Origin of the sequence: Gottfriedia acidiceleris, assembly GCF_036421055.1 — a bacterium.
Classification (GTDB): Bacteria; Bacillota; Bacilli; order Bacillales; family Bacillaceae_G; genus Gottfriedia; species Gottfriedia acidiceleris_C.
Genome location: NZ_JAZGQS010000006.1, coordinates 1 through 18425, shown reverse-complemented (window position 1 = coordinate 18425; position 18425 = coordinate 1). Strand labels below are relative to the sequence as shown.

At 35.8% G+C, this 18425-nt stretch carries 15 protein-coding genes; 12 read left to right on the top strand and 3 right to left on the bottom strand.

Going from position 1 to position 18425, the window contains the following annotated elements; translation table 11 throughout:
• Positions 1-2 precede the first annotated feature (2 nt).
• The 4 genes from asnA to RAH41_RS10745 all read left to right on the top strand — a co-directional run bounded on the left by asnA (position 3) and on the right by RAH41_RS10745 (position 5433).
• Complete coding sequence (gene asnA, locus RAH41_RS10760; RefSeq protein ID WP_331222472.1) at positions 3-986, top strand: aspartate--ammonia ligase; 984 nt, start codon at positions 3-5, stop codon at positions 984-986.
• 464 nt (positions 987-1450) lie between these two features.
• Positions 1451-2791: an erythromycin esterase family protein gene (locus tag RAH41_RS10755; protein WP_331222470.1), complete on the top strand. Its 1341-nt coding sequence runs from the start codon at positions 1451-1453 to the stop codon at positions 2789-2791.
• A gap of 181 nt (positions 2792-2972) precedes the next feature.
• Positions 2973-3551: a sensor domain-containing protein gene (locus RAH41_RS10750; protein WP_331222468.1), complete on the top strand. Its 579-nt coding sequence runs from the start codon at positions 2973-2975 to the stop codon at positions 3549-3551.
• A 94-nt stretch (positions 3552-3645) separates the two neighbouring features.
• Positions 3646-5433, top strand: a complete 1788-nt coding sequence (locus RAH41_RS10745) for a hybrid sensor histidine kinase/response regulator transcription factor (RefSeq protein WP_331222466.1) — start codon at positions 3646-3648, stop codon at positions 5431-5433.
• Positions 5434-5608: 175 nt separating this feature from the next.
• Here the strand turns inward: RAH41_RS10745 and RAH41_RS10740 are convergent, their stop codons facing one another.
• Positions 5609-8032 (bottom strand): immune inhibitor A domain-containing protein, encoded by a 2424-nt coding sequence (locus RAH41_RS10740; protein ID WP_419471591.1) that lies wholly within the window; start codon positions 8030-8032, stop codon positions 5609-5611.
• 417 nt (positions 8033-8449) lie between these two features.
• On the opposite strand from RAH41_RS10740, the gene RAH41_RS10735 reads away from it, so the two are divergent.
• Together RAH41_RS10735 and RAH41_RS10730 are read left to right on the top strand one after the other, a co-directional pair.
• Positions 8450-9781: a cytochrome P450 gene (locus tag RAH41_RS10735; RefSeq protein ID WP_331222463.1), complete on the top strand. Its 1332-nt coding sequence runs from the start codon at positions 8450-8452 to the stop codon at positions 9779-9781.
• 98 nt (positions 9782-9879) lie between these two features.
• Positions 9880-11229: an FAD-binding oxidoreductase gene (locus tag RAH41_RS10730; protein ID WP_331222461.1), complete on the top strand. Its 1350-nt coding sequence runs from the start codon at positions 9880-9882 to the stop codon at positions 11227-11229.
• Positions 11230-11325: 96 nt separating this feature from the next.
• On the opposite strand, the gene RAH41_RS10725 is transcribed toward RAH41_RS10730, so the two are convergent.
• Positions 11326-11523: a hypothetical protein gene (locus RAH41_RS10725; protein WP_331222459.1), complete on the bottom strand. Its 198-nt coding sequence runs from the start codon at positions 11521-11523 to the stop codon at positions 11326-11328.
• A 170-nt stretch (positions 11524-11693) separates the two neighbouring features.
• Here RAH41_RS10725 and rpiA point away from each other — a divergent pair, with 170 nt between their 5' ends.
• The 4 genes from rpiA (at position 11694) to RAH41_RS10705 (ending at position 14738) form a co-directional block, all read left to right on the top strand.
• Entirely contained in the window at positions 11694-12368 is a 675-nt protein-coding gene (gene rpiA / locus RAH41_RS10720; RefSeq protein ID WP_331222457.1) for a ribose-5-phosphate isomerase RpiA, read from the top strand.
• Positions 12369-12480: 112 nt separating this feature from the next.
• Positions 12481-13335: a carbon-nitrogen hydrolase family protein gene (locus RAH41_RS10715; protein WP_331222455.1), complete on the top strand. Its 855-nt coding sequence runs from the start codon at positions 12481-12483 to the stop codon at positions 13333-13335.
• A 44-nt stretch (positions 13336-13379) separates the two neighbouring features.
• A complete protein-coding gene (locus RAH41_RS10710; RefSeq protein WP_331222453.1) occupies positions 13380-14051 on the top strand; it encodes a GNAT family N-acetyltransferase in 672 nt (223 codons plus the stop codon).
• A 15-nt stretch (positions 14052-14066) separates the two neighbouring features.
• On the top strand, positions 14067-14738 hold the full coding sequence (locus tag RAH41_RS10705; protein WP_331222450.1) for a GNAT family N-acetyltransferase: 672 nt from the start codon (positions 14067-14069) through the stop codon (positions 14736-14738).
• A gap of 114 nt (positions 14739-14852) precedes the next feature.
• Here RAH41_RS10705 and RAH41_RS10700 read toward each other — a convergent pair whose 3' ends face one another.
• Complete coding sequence (locus RAH41_RS10700) at positions 14853-15584, bottom strand: hypothetical protein (RefSeq protein ID WP_331222448.1); 732 nt, start codon at positions 15582-15584, stop codon at positions 14853-14855.
• A 367-nt stretch (positions 15585-15951) separates the two neighbouring features.
• Between RAH41_RS10700 and RAH41_RS10695 the strand changes: the two genes are divergently transcribed.
• Positions 15952-16248 (top strand): hypothetical protein, encoded by a 297-nt coding sequence (locus RAH41_RS10695; RefSeq protein WP_069035332.1) that lies wholly within the window; start codon positions 15952-15954, stop codon positions 16246-16248.
• A 213-nt stretch (positions 16249-16461) separates the two neighbouring features.
• A complete protein-coding gene (locus RAH41_RS10690; protein ID WP_331222446.1) occupies positions 16462-18189 on the top strand; it encodes an AAA family ATPase in 1728 nt (575 codons plus the stop codon).
• Positions 18190-18425: the final 236 nt, after the last annotated feature.

Genomic DNA, 18425 nt, shown 5'->3' with positions numbered 1-18425 from the left:
GTATGTATCAATCATTAATGACAGTAAGAGAGACACAAATCGCAATTAAGGAAGTAAAAACATTTTTTGAGGATCAATTATCAAAACGACTTGAATTGTTCCGCGTATCTGCACCATTATTCGTAACGAAAAAATCAGGTTTAAACGATCACTTAAACGGTGTAGAACGCCCAATTGAATTTGATATGCTTCATTCAGGAGAAGAGTTAGAAATTGTTCACTCACTAGCGAAATGGAAACGATTTGCACTGCATGATTATGGGTACGAAGCTGGTGAAGGTCTATATACAAATATGAACGCGATTCGCCGTGATGAGGAACTTGATGCAACTCATTCAATTTACGTTGACCAATGGGATTGGGAAAAAATTATTCAAAAAGAATGGCGTACAGTAGGTTATTTGCAAGAAACCGTACAAACAATTTATGGAATCTTCAAAGATTTGGAAAATTATTTATTTGAAAAATATCCTTACCTTGGGAAGTATTTACCAGAAGATATCGTATTTATCACAGCTCAAGAATTAGAAGATAAATACCCAGATTTAACACCGAAAGATCGTGAGCATGCGATTGCAAAAGAGCACGGTGCAGTTTTTATTATTGGAATTGGCGATGCACTTCGTTCTGGGGAAAAACATGATGGACGTGCAGCTGACTATGACGATTGGAAATTAAACGGAGACATCTTATTCTGGCATCCAGTATTGCAATCTTCATTTGAATTATCATCTATGGGTATCCGAGTTGATAGCAAATCACTTGATGAGCAGTTAACGAAGACAGGTGAAGATTTCAAACGTGATTATGATTTTCATAAAGGTATTTTAGAAGAAGTGCTTCCACTAACAATAGGTGGTGGGATTGGGCAATCAAGAATGTGCATGTTTTTCTTACGTAAAGCGCATATTGGTGAAGTTCAATCTTCTGTATGGCCTGATGAAATGAAAGAAGCATGTAGGAAAGAAAACATTCATTTGTTTTAAGAAAATATGACCTCTAAATTAAAGCATGATTTTATAAGAATGCAATATACAAAACCAGAGATCAAACAATCAGAATACACCATAGGCTATAAACCATTTTCTTGATAAACTTTAGAAAATCGAAAACTAAAATAAACCATGCATTGGTTGTACAAAAAAAATCGAATGTAAATTCGATTTTTTTTATTGCACAGAATGACAGTGACAGTTTAGTCGAATATTGAACGGGTTAATTGGAAGTTATAATAGAGTTAGCTTAGGGTTAATTTTGTAAAAAATTACAGATAAAACCGAAAGTACGAAAGTGTAATGATTAGCATATGACCTGTGTCAATTAATCTTATGACAATATGTAACTAGAAAATGTGATATTGAATAACTAACAATTGAATTCAGGCAATTGATTGATCCGTGCAAGTTCATGAATCAATCTTGCCTTTGAATAATTCAATTGAGGTGAGAAAATGAATAAGAAAAAGATGTATAGCGCAATGGTTAGTACAGCTATATTAGTAGCAGGATTTGGTGGAGAAGGAAAAGCTCAAACGGTAGCAGTCGAAGATTCAGTTCAACCAATCCAAAATAATATCGTTAATTCGATAGAATCACAGGCAAAGCGATTAAAAACGATAGAACCATCAAAACCATTTGATGATTTAAAGCCACTTAAGAACATGATTGGGAGCTCACAATATGTAGGATTGGGAGAGAATACTCATGGAAGCTCTGAAATTTTCACTATGAAGTTTCGTCTTGTGAAATACTTGGTTACTGAGATGGGTTTTACGAATTTCGGAATGGAAGAAGATTGGGGTAACGGCATAAAGCTAAATGAATATATTCAAACAGGAAAAGGAAATCCAAGAGAATTTTTAAAATTGTTATATCCTACTGATGAAATTATAGCCATGATTGAGTGGATGAAAGATTATAATGCTGATCCATCCAATAAAAAGAAGATCCAATTTATCGGTCTGGACTTAAAAACTATGGACCAAAGTGTCTTTAATAAAGTAATAGATTATGTAAAGCAGCATCGACCAGATATACTGGCAGAAGTGGAAGAAAACTATAAAGAGCTTTCTACTTACACTGGAAGTCTACAGGAATATATGCAACTTGCTCCTGAAATAAAAGAAAAATTCAAGGCAAATGCTGAGAAAGTAGTCCAATTGCTAAATGATGAAAATGAACATGCAAACACAGAGAGTGTTTCATCCGACTTAGTCTGGGTGAAAGAGACGGCGAATGTAATAGAGGAATTTACCACAATGCTACTTCCTAAAGATTATTCAAGTATGGTGAAGCTACACGATCAATATTTGGCCGATCATGCAATGTGGGCACAAGAGTACTTAGGCGGTAAAACTATGGTGTGGGCACATAATATTCACATAGCCAAAGGAATAATCGATGAAAAATTTTACCCTAATGTTGCGGGACAGTTTTTGAAAGAACGTTTAGACAATAATTATGTCTCAATTGGTAGTACAACTACAGAGGGGAAATTCACCTTATACAGCGAATATAATCCTTCCACTGGAGGTAAGATTGCAACGGATACTATTCCACAAAATGTGAATAGTTTCAATTATATCCTTGGAAAAGTCCCATATAATATGTTTTTGTTAGATATTCGTCACGTTAATGGTCAAGCAAAGAAATGGGTTAGAGAAAAGAGGCCATTACTGAGTATAGGGGGACAGCTCATCCCAAATAGTTCTTTATATAATGATACTTCATTGCTTGAGCAGTTCGATATAATTTTTCATATCCGAAAAACAAGTCCATCTCATATTAATTAAGAGTACAAAACAATCCCTTCTTGCAGAGCCAAGAACGGGGTTGTTTTTTGATGAAAATCATAGGCGCTGTTGCTCCTTTTTTAGCAATATTTAAAAATGTCATATGACATTTTTACACTAGTGAGTTTGACAAAGAAAGCAGTATGATGCTGGTATTAAACAGAGAGGAGTAATGAACCTTATGAAATTAAGATTCATCCAGAATGGTTATTTTTTATTGCTAACTTTCGTAACAGGATTGTTTTATTTTTGTTTTTACCTAGTAGCTCTGCTATTGAGTTTCACCCTTTCATTTACCATAGTCGGGATTCCACTAGTTATACGTATACTTCAGACTACCACAGCCTTTATCCAATTCGAACGAATACAAACGAAAATTTACACTGATATTTCGACAGACTCTTACAATAGTAGTGTAACAATTGATACATCGGATTGGGCACAAGTGAAATTAGGACTTACGAATCGTCGCACCTGGTCTGCTGTCTTTTGGTTAATGCAGAAATTTGTGATTGGAGTTTTCAGTCTCATAAGTGCCGTCATTTTATATGTAATGCCACTTATGTTTCTATTGGCACCACTACTGTATCAATCCATCGACATGAATATTTTTTTCATGCAGATCGATACTTTTGCCAAATCACTTCTTGTAATGTCTGTGGGTATAGCGTCTACGGCTATAAGTATTAAATTAGTAGATGGTTTGGCAAAAAAAATTGGAGGTTATACGCGTTTTATGATTCGGCAGCTAAATCGATAGAAGTTTGCAGTTTAAATTAAAAGTATAAAAATCCGATAAAGATTATTCTATAATATAGGAAATAAGAAGGAAGGCTACTTAGGAGGTAAATGACTTGTTGAATATGGTTAAGTATTGGTTTTGGTATGATTGGATTATGTTAGGAATCCGTCTACTAGTTAGTATGTCTATCATCCTAGCTACATTAAATTTTCAGGATGGTTTAACATTACCACTTTGGATTATTATTCCTTGGGAGGTTGTTGCCTTCTCTATTCCATGGGTAGCCTTACTGTTCAATTATAAATATTACTTGTTCACAGAAATATTTATATATGGCGGACTATGTATCTATTTAACTTCTTTATTTCCAGAAGCTTACAATACATTTCTTATATCGGTGTTTCTTATCGCAGCAAATAGTAGGAATTTGTCCTATTATTGGACAGCTCCAACAACAATTTTTATTATAACTGGAATTTTCTATGCGGTTGCGCCAAGTAATAGCTATTGGATTATGTTCACCTACTACGGGTTTGCTTATGTAATGGGGTTTGCTTTTCATTTATTAATCGTCAATCATAAACAAAATGAGGCGATTTCTAAACAAAACGCTGTACTTGAGCAATATATGTCTCAGATCGAACGTATTACACTTGCAGAGGAACGAAGTAGGCTGTCTAGTGAGCTTCATGATACAGTTGGCCACGCTTATACTTCCATTATTTTGGGGATGGAAACGCTTCGTGCCGAGCTCGTGAGTGAAAAGGGTATACAGAGGCTAGATTCCCTGCTTGAAATGGGACGTAAAAGCATTGAGGACGTAAGAGGTTATCTACATCAAATGGATTCTCCGTGTCAATCGCTTTCCTTAGTTCAATCTCTACAAGATCTTGGAACCGAATTCCAAGAGTACGCTCGGGTGAATGTAAGTTTTCGAGCATTCGGAGAGGAATACGAACTGTCTCGGCAAGCAAGAATAGCGTTCATCCGTTGCTTACAAGAGTCCCTTACAAATGCAGTACGTCATGGTCAGGGAAATGAAATGATAGTTTCATTGCAGTTTGAACAACAATTTACTAGATTAGAAGTGCAAGATAATGGTAAGGGAAATGTAGAATGGCAGGAAGGCTTCGGTATTAAAGCGATGAAAGAGCGGGTAATGAATTTGCAAGGTCAATTGTCTGTATATACTAAGCCAGATGAAGGAATGCTTGTTACATGTACTATACCGCGACAAACTGAAATAAAAGATGGGCTGATTCGTTTGTTAATTGTCGACGATCAACCGTTTGTTCGAGAAAGTTTGAGGACACTTCTCGAAAAATATAAAGATTTTAATGTAGTTGGTTTGGCTGAAGATGGGGAGCAAGCCATTAACTTATGCGGGCGCCTTCAACCTGACATTGTACTAATGGATTTAGATATGCAACACATGGATGGAGTCGAAGCAACGAAAAGGATTAAGCAACAATGGCCACATATCCGCGTATTGATTTTTACAACGTTTCAGGATACTGAACAGGCGTTGGACACGCTTCGAAACGGTGCGGATGGTTTTTTACTTAAATCGATTGAAACGTTGGAGCTAGCTAATGCGATTCGACTTATTCATAGAGGTGGGACCCTGATAGATCAGGGAATGTCTCACAAAATATTTGAAAAGTTTGATGCGCAAAATGAGACACCACAATCAAAAGCCAATGCTTATGAGCTAACAGCTAGAGAGATAGAAATATTGCAACTAGTCGCAAAGGGACTAAGATACAATACGATCGCATCAAGATTATATTTATCGAATGGAACGGTTAGAAACTATGCTTCCACGGCTTATACAAAGTTAGGAGTACGTAACAAGGAAGAAGCTGTTCAGATGGCTCAAGAAATCGGAATTATTGAATGAGAAAAGTGGAATGGAACCCAATATAAATACGAATTTAGCAAGTTGGAAAATAAAAATCTATTTAATATAACAATACAAACCATTTAAGACAAAGTTAAGAGGATTGAATCCTGTCCAATACAGGTTTCAATCCTCGTTAAACAACTTTATAAACGTATTGTGTTCACTTCATTCCTTATTTAAAAACAACAATTTTCCCAACTGAACCGTCAGTACTTTGACCAACTACACGAACTTTCAATCCGTATTTAGGAACATTTCGGCCAACATCTGGATCTTGAGGGTTGCTATAATCTTGAGAATCATCGAAAAGGGGATTACTTTGCGTATAGTTATCTTTCATGTAGAAAGATGAATCACCAATCGTGACATCGCTGCCTTTATTCAAGCTAAATGCTGCATCATGCATTTGGTAGCTGTTTGAACCTAGTACTTTATTTAGACCGTAGCTATCGGTAGGATCTGTCCAATTTTTATTATGCCAGATATTGTTGTGTTGATCGGCATCGACAACTCCTAAGAAGCCATCACCAGGATGGTAACCTTGACCTGTCCAGTTGTTATCATAACTATTATCGACATACCAAACCACTAGCCCTTGGTCATAAGATAACATAGTACCTCTACGATTTACATTTGCTAAACCTGAATCAGAGCCGTTGTGAGAACGCCATTCTAATAAGTAGTAGTGACTTGTTTCCTTTTTACCAGAATCTTTTGAGAATCCACTAAGGTTAAACTTCGAAGCTCCTTCTGCATCGTCTGATAAGATTTCCTTATTGTTAGTCGACACTTTGACATCATCAACATAAAAACCTGGAAGGGCAACACCTGCATCACTTTGATAATTGAAGCTTAAAGTAACTTTTTGACCAGCGTATTTTGATAAATCAAATGATGCGTCAACCCAACCATTTGAATTACCTGTTATTCCGTTACCTGGATTCCCGCCATCTTCACCAGGTGCAGTCGTCGTAATATTTCCTTTAATTGTCTCTCCATTTACTTGAACAGATGCATAATCATATCCATCTTCAATTGAGTACCAAGTTTTAAAATTAAGTTGAGCACTTGTAGCTTGTGTCAAATCAAGTGTTGTAGACATCTTGTTATTTAAATCATTTGCACTACCACTGAAGTACTCAGAAGTGCCACTTGTTGGTGTGTTGACAACTGTTACTTTATTCGGAAGGTTGACTTTTACCACATCGTTATTCGTTCCTTTTGAACTTGCTTCATCAAGAAGGAATTCTGTTCCTTTTGATGTTACTTGATTAAGATCAATTGAATCGCCCGTTTGCCAATTTGGCGTAAACGATGAAGTTGTCATTGATTGTTGTAAATACTCTTTATCATATGGACTAAAGCCAGATGGTTCTGTACCTGGAATCTTTCCAGTCCAACTTCCACTCGACATGATAGACCAATAGCTCACTGGTTCACCCGAACCGCTGTAAAGTGTATCGTACTCATCTGGTAAACCTAAATTGTGACCAAATTCATGTGAGAATACACCGGCCGCTCCGTCTTCTGGTTCGATTGTGTAAGCATAACCGCCTAATTTTCCTCCCCAGTAAGGAACATCTGAGCTTGTACCTGGAATAGGCACGACTCCACCTAAATCCCAACTATGCGACCAGATCGCATTTGCACCAATTTTACCACCACCAGCTTCTTCACCAACACCAGAGTGAATAACCATTAAGTGATCAATGATGCCATCTGGTTCACGAGTATTCCCGTCTCCATCTAAATCAAACGGATCTTCGATATCATATTTGTTAAGGTTTACACCATTACTAGCAGCCTTTGTTAACGCTTCGTACACTAAATTCCTTGGTCTTGCATCGTTTCCTCCAGTTGCCGTATGGGCACCGTAATAATCTGAATTATGAGAGGCCGTATACCAACCTGCGACTTCACCATCAACCGTATAACTACCACCTGATTGTTGCTCATAGTATTGCTTCATTGAAATTTTTGTTTTTCCGTCTGGACCAAGATACCCTTTTTCACCAAAAATCATGTCTTGATAATGTTGATGAGAATAAGCATCCGAGCCACTATAATACATATCAGTTTCATCAGGTGTTAATTGGCCATGTGGAAGGTCAGGAAAATCAATTAATAAGACAAGGACTTCATCTTTACGTTGCTTTCCATCCCATTTTTCTTTTGTGACAGGAGAAACAGTATTTTGTTGTGCTTCGCCTACTTTATTTCCTTTACCTTTCGTTACGCCGTTACTTTGCATGTTCGCTTTAATTTGATCCGTTAGAGTAGCACGTTTTTTCGCAAACGAATCTGTTTCTTTCTTAGCAGCTGAAGATGTTGCTAGCTTATGTAGATATTCTTGTAATGCTTTGTCTGCCTCTGCAGGAGTAGCATCTTGTGGGATGGTTCCATTTTTCTTTAACATGTCAATTAATCTACCTTCGTTTGCGATGGCTAAATCAACTGGTGCAACTTCACTAGTAGAGGCCTTTACGACTTTCTCGTGGTGAGTCACACCTGGTCCCATAGTACTTAAAACAAGACCTGCGGATAAAATTGGTGTGGTAATGCGATTTTTCCAGTTCAAGTTTCCATTCCTCCTCATTTTTGTTTCGACATTTCGATAAAAAATGATGTCTTTTCTCTCTATCCTGTCGAAAGGACAATATAATTATATAATAAACCTGAATATTTTGAATGTTTATATTATTAAGAAATAATTAAAAGCTTCGACAAACTTTGAGAAGAATTAGGCATTAGGACTAGGTATAACAGAAGCAATATGACGAGAATCACGAGATTGAATGTTAAAAAGGTCATGGTATTTCTTGGGTAGTTTCAGAATGGTTCGGACATAGTTTGGAAGAGGATTAAGCCTTCCTTATTAAAAATAACTCCTAAAATACGAGTCTGCTAAATTTAAGTACATGTATATTAAATTATAAAAAGCATTAGCCCTCTCTTCTTCTTAATATAATAAGAGTATTCTATGATAAAAATTTCCTGAAATGGAGTGAATTTTATGCTTGAAGTAAGAGGACTGGCTTCGTATTCCCCTTTAGGGCATTTGAATGATTTTCGGAAAGATCCAATACTTTTTTTAAGTGAACTTTATAGAAATCATGATAAGATTGTCTCATTTCGATTTGCTCATCGTAAAATGAACTTGCTGTTGGAGCCCGATTTAATAAAAGAGGTATTAGTAACGAAGCAGCATTCTTTCCATAAATCAAAGCCATTTCAAGAGATGAAAACCTTGCTTGGTGAGGGATTGTTAACAAGTGAAGATGAAGTACATATGAGGCAGCGGCGTTTAATTCAGCCATCATTTACGAAGCAACATATACAATCCTATGCAGAAGATATGACGTTGCTCACGGAAGAGTTTATTAGTTCTTGGAAGGATGGTGAAGAGCGTCTCATTAGTAGAGATATGATGGAGCTTACATTAGCTATTATTGCTAAAACTATGTTTAGTATGAATCTGAATCAGGGACATGATCGTGTTGGGAAACACTTTGACATTATTATGGATATTGCGACTAAGAGAATTCGATCTGTTTTAAAAGCTCCACTCAAACTGAATACACCTAAAAATAAATCTTTATCGGAGGCTATTAAGGCTATCGATAAAGTGTTATATGAAATGATTGATAAAAGAAATAGCTCAGAAACAAAGGAGGATTTATTAGGACGACTAATGCAAGCAAGGGATGAGGAGTCTAATGAAGGCATGACGAATCAACAATTAAGGGATGAAGCTATGACAATCTTCCTTGCAGGTCATGAAACGACAGCAAATGCATTGTCTTGGTGCTTATATCTTTTATCTCAGCATCCCGAAAAAGCTAAATTATTATATGAAGAAGTAGATCACGTTCTTGGCAAAAGACGAGCAGATTATCATTCTATAAAAGATTTAATCTATACTCAGCAAATAATTTGGGAAAGTATTCGCCTCTATCCTCCTGCATGGCTTATTAGCAGAAAAGCAATAGAAGATGTCAGCATTGGCGATTACAAAATTCAAAAAGGTGAGACAGTTATGATGAGTTCTTATATCATGCAGCGTTCTGAAAGATATTACAAACATGCCGAAAAATTTCTTCCAGAGCGGTTTAAGGATGGAAAGGTAGAAGGTGTTCCTGAATATGCGTATTTTCCTTTTGGTGGTGGACCACGTGTTTGTATCGGAAATCATTTCGCCATTATGGAAGCTACTTTAGTATTAGCAACAATCGTTCAGCATTATACGATTGATCTAGCTTCGAACCATCATAAAGTGGAGACAGAACCACTTATTACACTTCGGCCAAAAGATGGTTTGCGTATGATTGTAAAAAAGAGAAAATGAGTAGATTTAGTGTACACACATAGGCAAGTGTCTTTTCCAGGAGTTTTTTCATAGAATATAGCATTCTCTTACAGTATGTTTGAAAGGGGGTATATTTTTTGGAAAAGGCAAAACTTACTGGACGGATTGTTACACCGGATGATGCGGACTATGAACAGGCTAGAACAAACAATACGTTAAACAATCCAAAATTTCCTAAAATAATTGTATTTTGTCAAAAGAAACGAGATGTATTAAATGCTTTGAATTGGGTGAAGGAAAAGAATATGCCATTTAGAGTAAGAAGTGGTAGGCATAACTATGAAAATTTTTCACTCGTAGATGGTGGTCTTGTGATCGATGTTAATGAAATGAATACAGTTAGTGTAGATTGCAAAAACATGACTGCAAAAATACAAGCCGGTGCTGATTTAGGGAAAGTATATAAGATTCTATGGGAAAATGGTACGACAATCCCAGCAGGTACTGAAAGTAGTGTTGGCCTTGTTGGTCTTACACTTGGCGGAGGTATTGGAATGCTGTCGCGATTGTATGGTCTTACATGTGATAATCTATTAGAAATAGAAATAGTCGTATCGAATGGGCATGGGAAAGCTAAACTCATTAAAGCAAATAAAAACAAGAATAGTGATCTTTTTTGGGCTTGCTGTGGCGGTGGAGGCGGAAATTTTGGCATTGTCACTTCGCTTAAATTTAAAGTACACCCAATTTCAACTGTTTCGATCTTCTCGATTAGTTGGGAGTGGAAAGACTTTGAAGATGTTTTTGATGCTTGGCAAAATTGGGCAATTAATACGGATATCAAGCTAACTTCAGAGATTGAACTAAAATCAAAGGAAGTAAATCAAATTATTGCTCAAGGGGAATTTGTAGGCCCAGTAACAAAATTGAACGAACTGTTAAGGCCCCTAACAGAAACTGGTTCACCAATAAACGTAATGGTAAAGGAAGTACCTTATATAGAAGCTGTTCATTTTTTTGATGATCCAAGTGGTAATGTCCCAGCTTATAAAAAGAGATCTGGGTCTTTTCTAAATAAAACTTTTCCAAAGAGAGCAATTTTGATCATGAAAAATTTTCTAGAAAATACACCAAATGGAAAATCAAGTATTTGGCACCAATCTCTTGGAGGAGCAGTAAGACGGATTAGGCCAGATGAAACTGCCTACTATTACAGGAATGCCATTATTGCTCAAGAGTATCTTGCAAATTGGAGTACACCTGAAGAAGAACGAAAAAACAATCAATGGGTTGAAGAGATAAGAACTGCCTTATCTAGATACACTACTGGTGACTACGTAAATTGGCCTGATCGGTTTATTAGAAATTGGCCAAGTGCATATTATGGTGGGAATCTAAATCGTCTTAGAGTTGTAAAACGAGAATATGACCCATTTAATCTATTTAAATTTCCTCAAAGTATTCCACCTTTTATTAGTTGGTTTTAAAGTGAAAAATTCAAAAAAAATATTAGTGGAAAACCGATCGATGATGTTCAAAATTGGTCGGTTTTTCACTAACTTAGAAGTTACTAACAGAGGTTTTTATTGCTCCGATTTACTACTTTTATTGCCTCTTGTAAAGACAAAGTAATTACCGAATATTGAAAATCCTAGTAGTACAAAACCGAAAATAACGATTTGATAGTTTTTATCTAAATAACCAAAATAACAACACACGATCGTCACAGGTAAAATCATTAAAATGATACAAAACTTAAGTACAAAATTAGGGACATCCATCTCATCTTCACCTTACTTACTATTTTTTCATTTAGTTTTTCTTAGTTAAAAATCTTTATTCAAACTATTTTTATACAGTACTATTAAATGGAACATCCTATCTAAAAATGAAATTTGGATTTATTACTTATACTAGTTAAGAAATAGAACAAAAAATAGAAGGTGTAAATATGAATGAGAATGTTAAGCAAATTGTAGGAGAAAAGGCAGCAGAATTTGTAAAAGATGGTATGGTTGTTGGATTAGGTACAGGATCTACAGTTTTATATACGATAAAAAAACTTGGGCAATTAGTTCAGGAAGGACTGAATATAAAGGGGATTCCAACCTCCATACAAACTGAAAAGCTTGCTAAAGAGGTGGGCATCCAACTCGTAAACTTTAGTAAAATTGAACAGATTGATATTGCAATTGATGGTGCCGATGAAATTAATCCAAACTTCGAGCTAATTAAAGGTGGGGGAGGCGCACTATTAAGAGAAAAAATCATTGCGAAAGCAGCTGAAACCTTTATAGTAGTTGCAGATCCAACTAAGATGGTAGAGAGATTAGGGAAGTTCCGCCTTCCAGTAGAAGTTATTCCATTTGGCATGGAAATGACGATGAAACAGATTAAAGCAATCGGTTTAAGCCCTGAACTTCGTTTAAATGGAGCGACTCCGTTTATTACGGATAACGGAAACTATATTTTTGACTGCGGTATACCTGATCATATTCAAGCAGAAATAGTAGAAAGAGAACTCAATTTAATTCCAGGTGTAGTAGAAAACGGATTATTTGTTGGAATGACCGATTTAGTTATTACGCTGGATAAAAATGAAAATGTTCAAATGTTACGTAAATGATGCAAAGTTAAGTCATTTACAAATGTAATGAAGAGTACATACTTGCCCGTTCCTTCTGTTTATTCAATAATAAAAGTAAAAGATAAAGAGTTAATGGGAAGAGGGGAATACTATGCAGTTAAGAGTTTCAGCCGTTCAATATCATCTTCACACAATAAACTCCTTTGAAGAGTTTGAAAAACAAGTAGAGCATTACATTAAAACAGCTGAGGAATTTGAAGCGGAATTTATCATTTTTCCTGAATTTTTTACAACTCAGCTTATGTCAATTGGTAATGAAAAAAAAGAGGCATTAACAATCCAGGACTTACCTAACTTTACTGAGCAATATCGTTCTTTATTTTTAAAGTTGGCAAAACAATACAATATGCACATTATTGGAGGGACGCATGTTATTAAAAAAGGCGATCGACTATATAATGTTGCACATTTGTTCTATCCAGATGGACGAATTGGTGAGCAGGCAAAGCTACATATTACACCAACAGAGGTAAATGAGTGGAATATGAGTGCTGGTGACGGTCTAGAGGTTTTTGAAACAGATAAAGGAACAATTGCGATGTTGACATGTTATGACATTGAATTCCCAGAAATCGTTCGAATGGCAAAAGCTAAGGGAGCAGATGTCATTTTCTGTCCATCATGCACAGACGATCGCCATGGGTTCCACCGAGTTCGTTATACATGTCATGCAAGGGCAATCGAAAATCAAGTATATGTTGTAAATACAGGTACGATTGGTTCACTTCCAACGGTTGATTTTATGCGTGCAAATTTCGGCCAAGCAGTTGTAATCACTCCTAACGACATCCCATTTCCTCCAAAAGGAATTATGGTAGAAGGTGAAATGAATCAGGATATGATTGTGACAGCTGATCTTAATTTAGACTTATTATACAAAGTCCGTGAAAAGGGATCCGTTACAACTTGGCGTGACAGACGTACAGATCTTTATCCGGATTGGTAAACTAGAGTAAGCTTATTCTTAAATAGAAAAGAGGATTTTCGCACATGTATCGAAAGGAATTTTTTGTTTTCGACCAGGACAAACCTGTCCCAGTGGTAATCCGTAATTATAAAGAGAATGACTTTACTGATTTAATCCGTATTCAACAAGAAAGTTTTCCCCCACCATTCCCATCAGAACTTTGGTGGAATGAGGAGCAGCTTAAAAATCATGTTACTCTTTTTCCAGAGGGAGCGTTATGTATCGAAGTAAATGGTCAAATGGCAGGTTCTATGACAGGTTTACTTGTTCATTTTGATCCTAGCCAGCCTGACCATTCATGGGAAGAGGTTACTGATCGTGGATATATTCGTAATCACAATCCAAACGGTAATACACTTTATGTCGTTGATATCTGTGTTAGACCGTCATATCGAAAATTAGGTTTAGGAAAATGGCTAATGTTTTCTATGTATGATGTTGTTGTACAACTTGGTTTGGTAAGATTGCTTGGAGGAGGCAGGATGCCAGGTTATCATAAAGAGGCGAATAACTTGTCTGCCGAACAATACATAGACGCTGTAATAAAAGGAGAGCTAAAGGATCATGTGATCAGCTTTCTACTTCGATGTGGTCGTACTCCATTTAAGGTAGTAGCTAATTATTTAGAGGATGAAGAATCATGCAATTATGGGACTCTAATGGAATGGAAAAATCCATTTAAACATTCTAATTAAAGGGAGAGAAAGAAAATGGAATATAGAAGAATTACAAAGATTAATGACCCATTATTTAAACAAATGCATCAATTAATGCAAGATATATTTCCTCCAGAAGAAGTATTAGAATTTGATCTTTGGAAAGAGCCTTTGGAGGATCCAGGCATTCGTGTTTTTGTTGCTGTCCATGAAGATAAAGTAGTAGGCGCTACAGAATATCGCTATTATGATGATTTTAATGTTGCCATGACTGACTTTACTATAATTGGCCAAGCTGGTTTGGGAATTGGCCCATATTTGGCCCAAAATAGATTAGTAGATTTACAGAGATTAGCAACTGAAAATAATAAGAAGTTATCAGGTATGTTTGCTGAAATTTACAATCCCTATCTAGTAGAACACCATGAGTTTGGCGGTGTTAAACCAATGAATCCATATGTTCGTCGAGAAGTATTAGCCCACCTTGGTTATAAGCGTCTAGATTTTGAATATATCCATCCGTCATGGAACAACGACGGTGAAGCGGTAACAGGTTTAGATTTATGTTTCCTTCCAATGAATGAGGAGAAGAATGAGCTACAATCAGACTTGATCGTAAAGTTTCTAAAGCGTTATTATACAGTGCTGTCAAATAAACCAGAGTCTTGGTATTCAATGATTGAAAAGTTAGAAGAGAAAGAAAAAGTCGCATTAGTGTATTTTTAAGTGAACATAAAAAAAGCTTTTCGATTAGACTTCGAGAAGCTTTTTTTATATTCGATTCTAATTTAAACTTAAAAGATTTTCGAACAATTCTCCAATTGAGGATTTGCCGTATAATTAGTCTGCTTGTTTTTGTTTTTCCTCTTTTTTTGTGTTCACCGTAGTAGTATAGGATTTGGGCTTATCTGTGCCATTTATAAATTTATAAATATAGTCAGTTGTTAGTTTATAACTGTCTTCTAGTTTTGTAGTGATATAGCTTGCTCGTTCAAAAATAATCGAGCGTATGTTGTTAAGCTGGTGAGAGATTCTATCCATCATCGCTTCTTGCGTATCAAGGCGATCTAAAACCCCATGTTGAAATTCTTCTTGCTGTAACAATCCATGAGCGACTTCATTTTGTTTTTCGATTAGCTTATCTAGTTGTAAAGAGAGAGCTTGGTTATCAGATTCACTTTTTTCCAATCGTTTTGCCAATTCTGTATAAGCTTCATTTAAACTAATCATTTTATCAATCAACGATTGTTTTTCCAGACTTTCATTTTTGTCTGATGTATTTAATCGCTGGATCATGATTTTTTCAAATTGTTCACGCTCACGGTTACTACCTATGAGACTATTTATTTGATTTTTAACATGATTCCATTGATTTGTTTGCAATTCTTCTAATTGCTCATATCGTGGTTTCAATTCAGAGATTGATTTTTCTAAGTTCATGTTATTTTTTTGTTGTTCTTCCATTAGCTCAGCTAAGTAATTATGCCGAACAAGCCCTTGATTTGGTGTTTGGATTGTTTCATTATTTTTAAAGACATCAGGGTGTTCATTCTTATTAATAAATAATCCCACTACTATATCTCCCTTTCTATATTTTTTTCTAATATTTTATGTTCAAGTACAGATGGGGGAACTTGGGTATGTTTAGTTGGGCTATTGTTTAGCTGGAAATCGACGATTAGTTAGGAAATTTGAAGTGTGTAATGTTCTGTTTTTTCCTTATAATAAATTTTAGTAAAAGAGTATTTTTAGTAAATATGAAGTGGGAACTTAGACTCATTTTGCCATTTAATCTCTTATTAAATTAATATGATAAACACAGGGATAAAGAACAGAACAATAGTCTTTAAAAGGTTTAAAAAATATTATCTGAAAATTAAGTGAATTCATATCACCAGCCTATTTTATTTGAATAGTATGATGTAAGGTGGTGATAAATATGGATTTAGGCTTCGGACTTGCGGATTGGATGCTATATACTATTTGGGCAGTTACTGGATTAATGATTCTTGATTTTGTAATAGCATTTATCCGTTCATTCTGGAAAGGTTCATTCGATACATCTTTTATACTAGGATATTTAAAGGATATTCTATACTTCATTTTTCCACTGAAGTTTTTAATAACAATGTTTGGACTTGATCCTACAGGATGGATTTTAATAACGTTTTATTTCATTGCTGGAATCGCAATCGTTATTAAGTATTTGAAAGACATTTTTAGTAAATTTCAATAAGTATTGAAAGCCCTCTTTTATGGAGGGCTTTTTAGTATGAAATCAAATTTTTAGGGCTTTGTAAACAGACTGAAAAGCCAATGTCAAAGAGGTTATTTTATTTTAATTAACTAAACAAATTTATATAGTTTTTGCATACATATATTTCTAGGCACCAATGGGCTAATTTTTTCATAGAATATTCAAAAAATTCCCTAGAAGGAAGTAATGTTTATGACAAAATATCAATGGGTTAAATGGCGAAGAGTATTAATTTGGTTAGCTGTTATTATTTTTATTGGTGTTGTGCTTACTAAAGGGGGGCCAACATACTGGAGTGTAGCAATATCGATTGTTAGTCTTTTATTTCAGTTCGCCGTTATGATTTTCATGGCGATCATCCAATTTGTAGCAATTTTCTGGTTTCTAGCTAGAGGTCGTACTTATTGGATATTACCTGGTGAGACTGGATCGACGTGGGATGATTATCGTGGAAACCCTGAGATTGTTGAAAATGCAAAACGAATCGTAACATTACTAAAAGGTGTTAAAACGTTTAAAGAGATGGGTGGAGAGGCAATTCGTGGATTGCTGCTTTGTGGTCCTCCAGGTACAGGTAAATCTTATCTTGCACAGGTTATTGCGAATGAGGCCCAAGTACCTTTTGCATATGCCTCGGCTCCAAGTTTTCAAAACATGTTTTTTGGTGTAGGGAATTTGAAAGTAATGGGAATTTACAAAAAGGCTAGAAAGTTAGCTAATATTTACGGAGCGTGTATCATTTTTATCGATGAAGTTGACGCAATTGGTATGTCTCGTCAAGGAGGAGGAGCCGGTGGTGGTGGATTATTTGGTATGGGAATGGGTTCTGGATTATTGAATGAGTTGTTGCTACAAATGGATCCTCCAAACATTGATAGTTCTAAATTAGCAAAATTTCTTCGCTCACTCGGGTTACGTAAAAAGAAAGCAGAGCGCCCCGCAGTTCTGACGATTGCAGCTACAAATTTACCTGATGTACTTGATCAAGCATTACTACGACCAGGGCGTTTTGACCGAAAACTTTGGGTAGATTCTCCTGATTATGATGGGCGGATTGATGTTTTCCAATATTATCTAAAAAAGGTGAAAATCGACTCATCTTTAACACCAGAGCGAGCAGCTCTTGATACGATTGGATATAGTCCAGCACAAATTAAACATATAGTGAATGAATCTGTCGTAATTGCTCATCAGCGAGGTGCTGATGTTGCAAATTACACTGACTTCCGTGATGCAATGGAAACATATGAGTGGGGACTTAAGCAGCCACTTAGATCCATGAGTGAAGATGAGAAGAGAAATGTAGCGTATCATGAGGCAGGTCACGCCGTAGCTCAATATTTGTTGAAGCCACATGATCGAGTATGGAAGGTAACAATTATTCGTAGAGGTGACGCACTAGGGCTGGCCGCGACTAAGCCAACAACAGAAAGATATAATCGAAGTGATAGCGAAATACTTGCAGCAATCCAAGTTTGTTTGGCAGCAAGAGCAGTAGAAGAAGAGTTTCTATTCAAGAAATTAAACGGTGTCACATCTGATTTGCAACAAGCAACCCTACTTGCTGGTGCCTATTTAGGTTTAGTTGGAATGGGTGATGAGTTATTCAGCTGGAATGTATTCGGATCTCAAGCAGAAGGTCTTAGAGCACTACGACCAAAAATTAACCTTCTTCTAAAGGACCAAATGAGTCAAGTAAAAAAACTTGTTACTGACCACGCGGATTTCGTACACTCAATTGCACAAGAGTTGCTAAAAAGAGGAGACTTAACAGGCGAAGAAATAGAAGATATTTACGAAAGCATTTATTCACGTACCCGTCCTGAACCACCTATTGTCAAAATTGGTTCTGTTTATGAGAAAAATATTCAAGGATTGCTTAAGGATTTTGATAAATTACCTGAAAGTGATCAGAACTAGCTGAAACAATTGTGCTTTATTGATTATATATAAAGACAATCCGCAAGGTAATTGCCTTGTGGATTTTTTTAAATTGTATTCATCAGAAATTGTGAACAAATTTAGAATAATGACTTAATTTCATCCTTCCTTCACATGATTGAAACCAATTTATTGAGTATCTGAAATATAATAAAAGTCTAATACATTCCAAGGAGTGAATTAAAATGAAGAAAAAATTCGTAGTATCATTATCT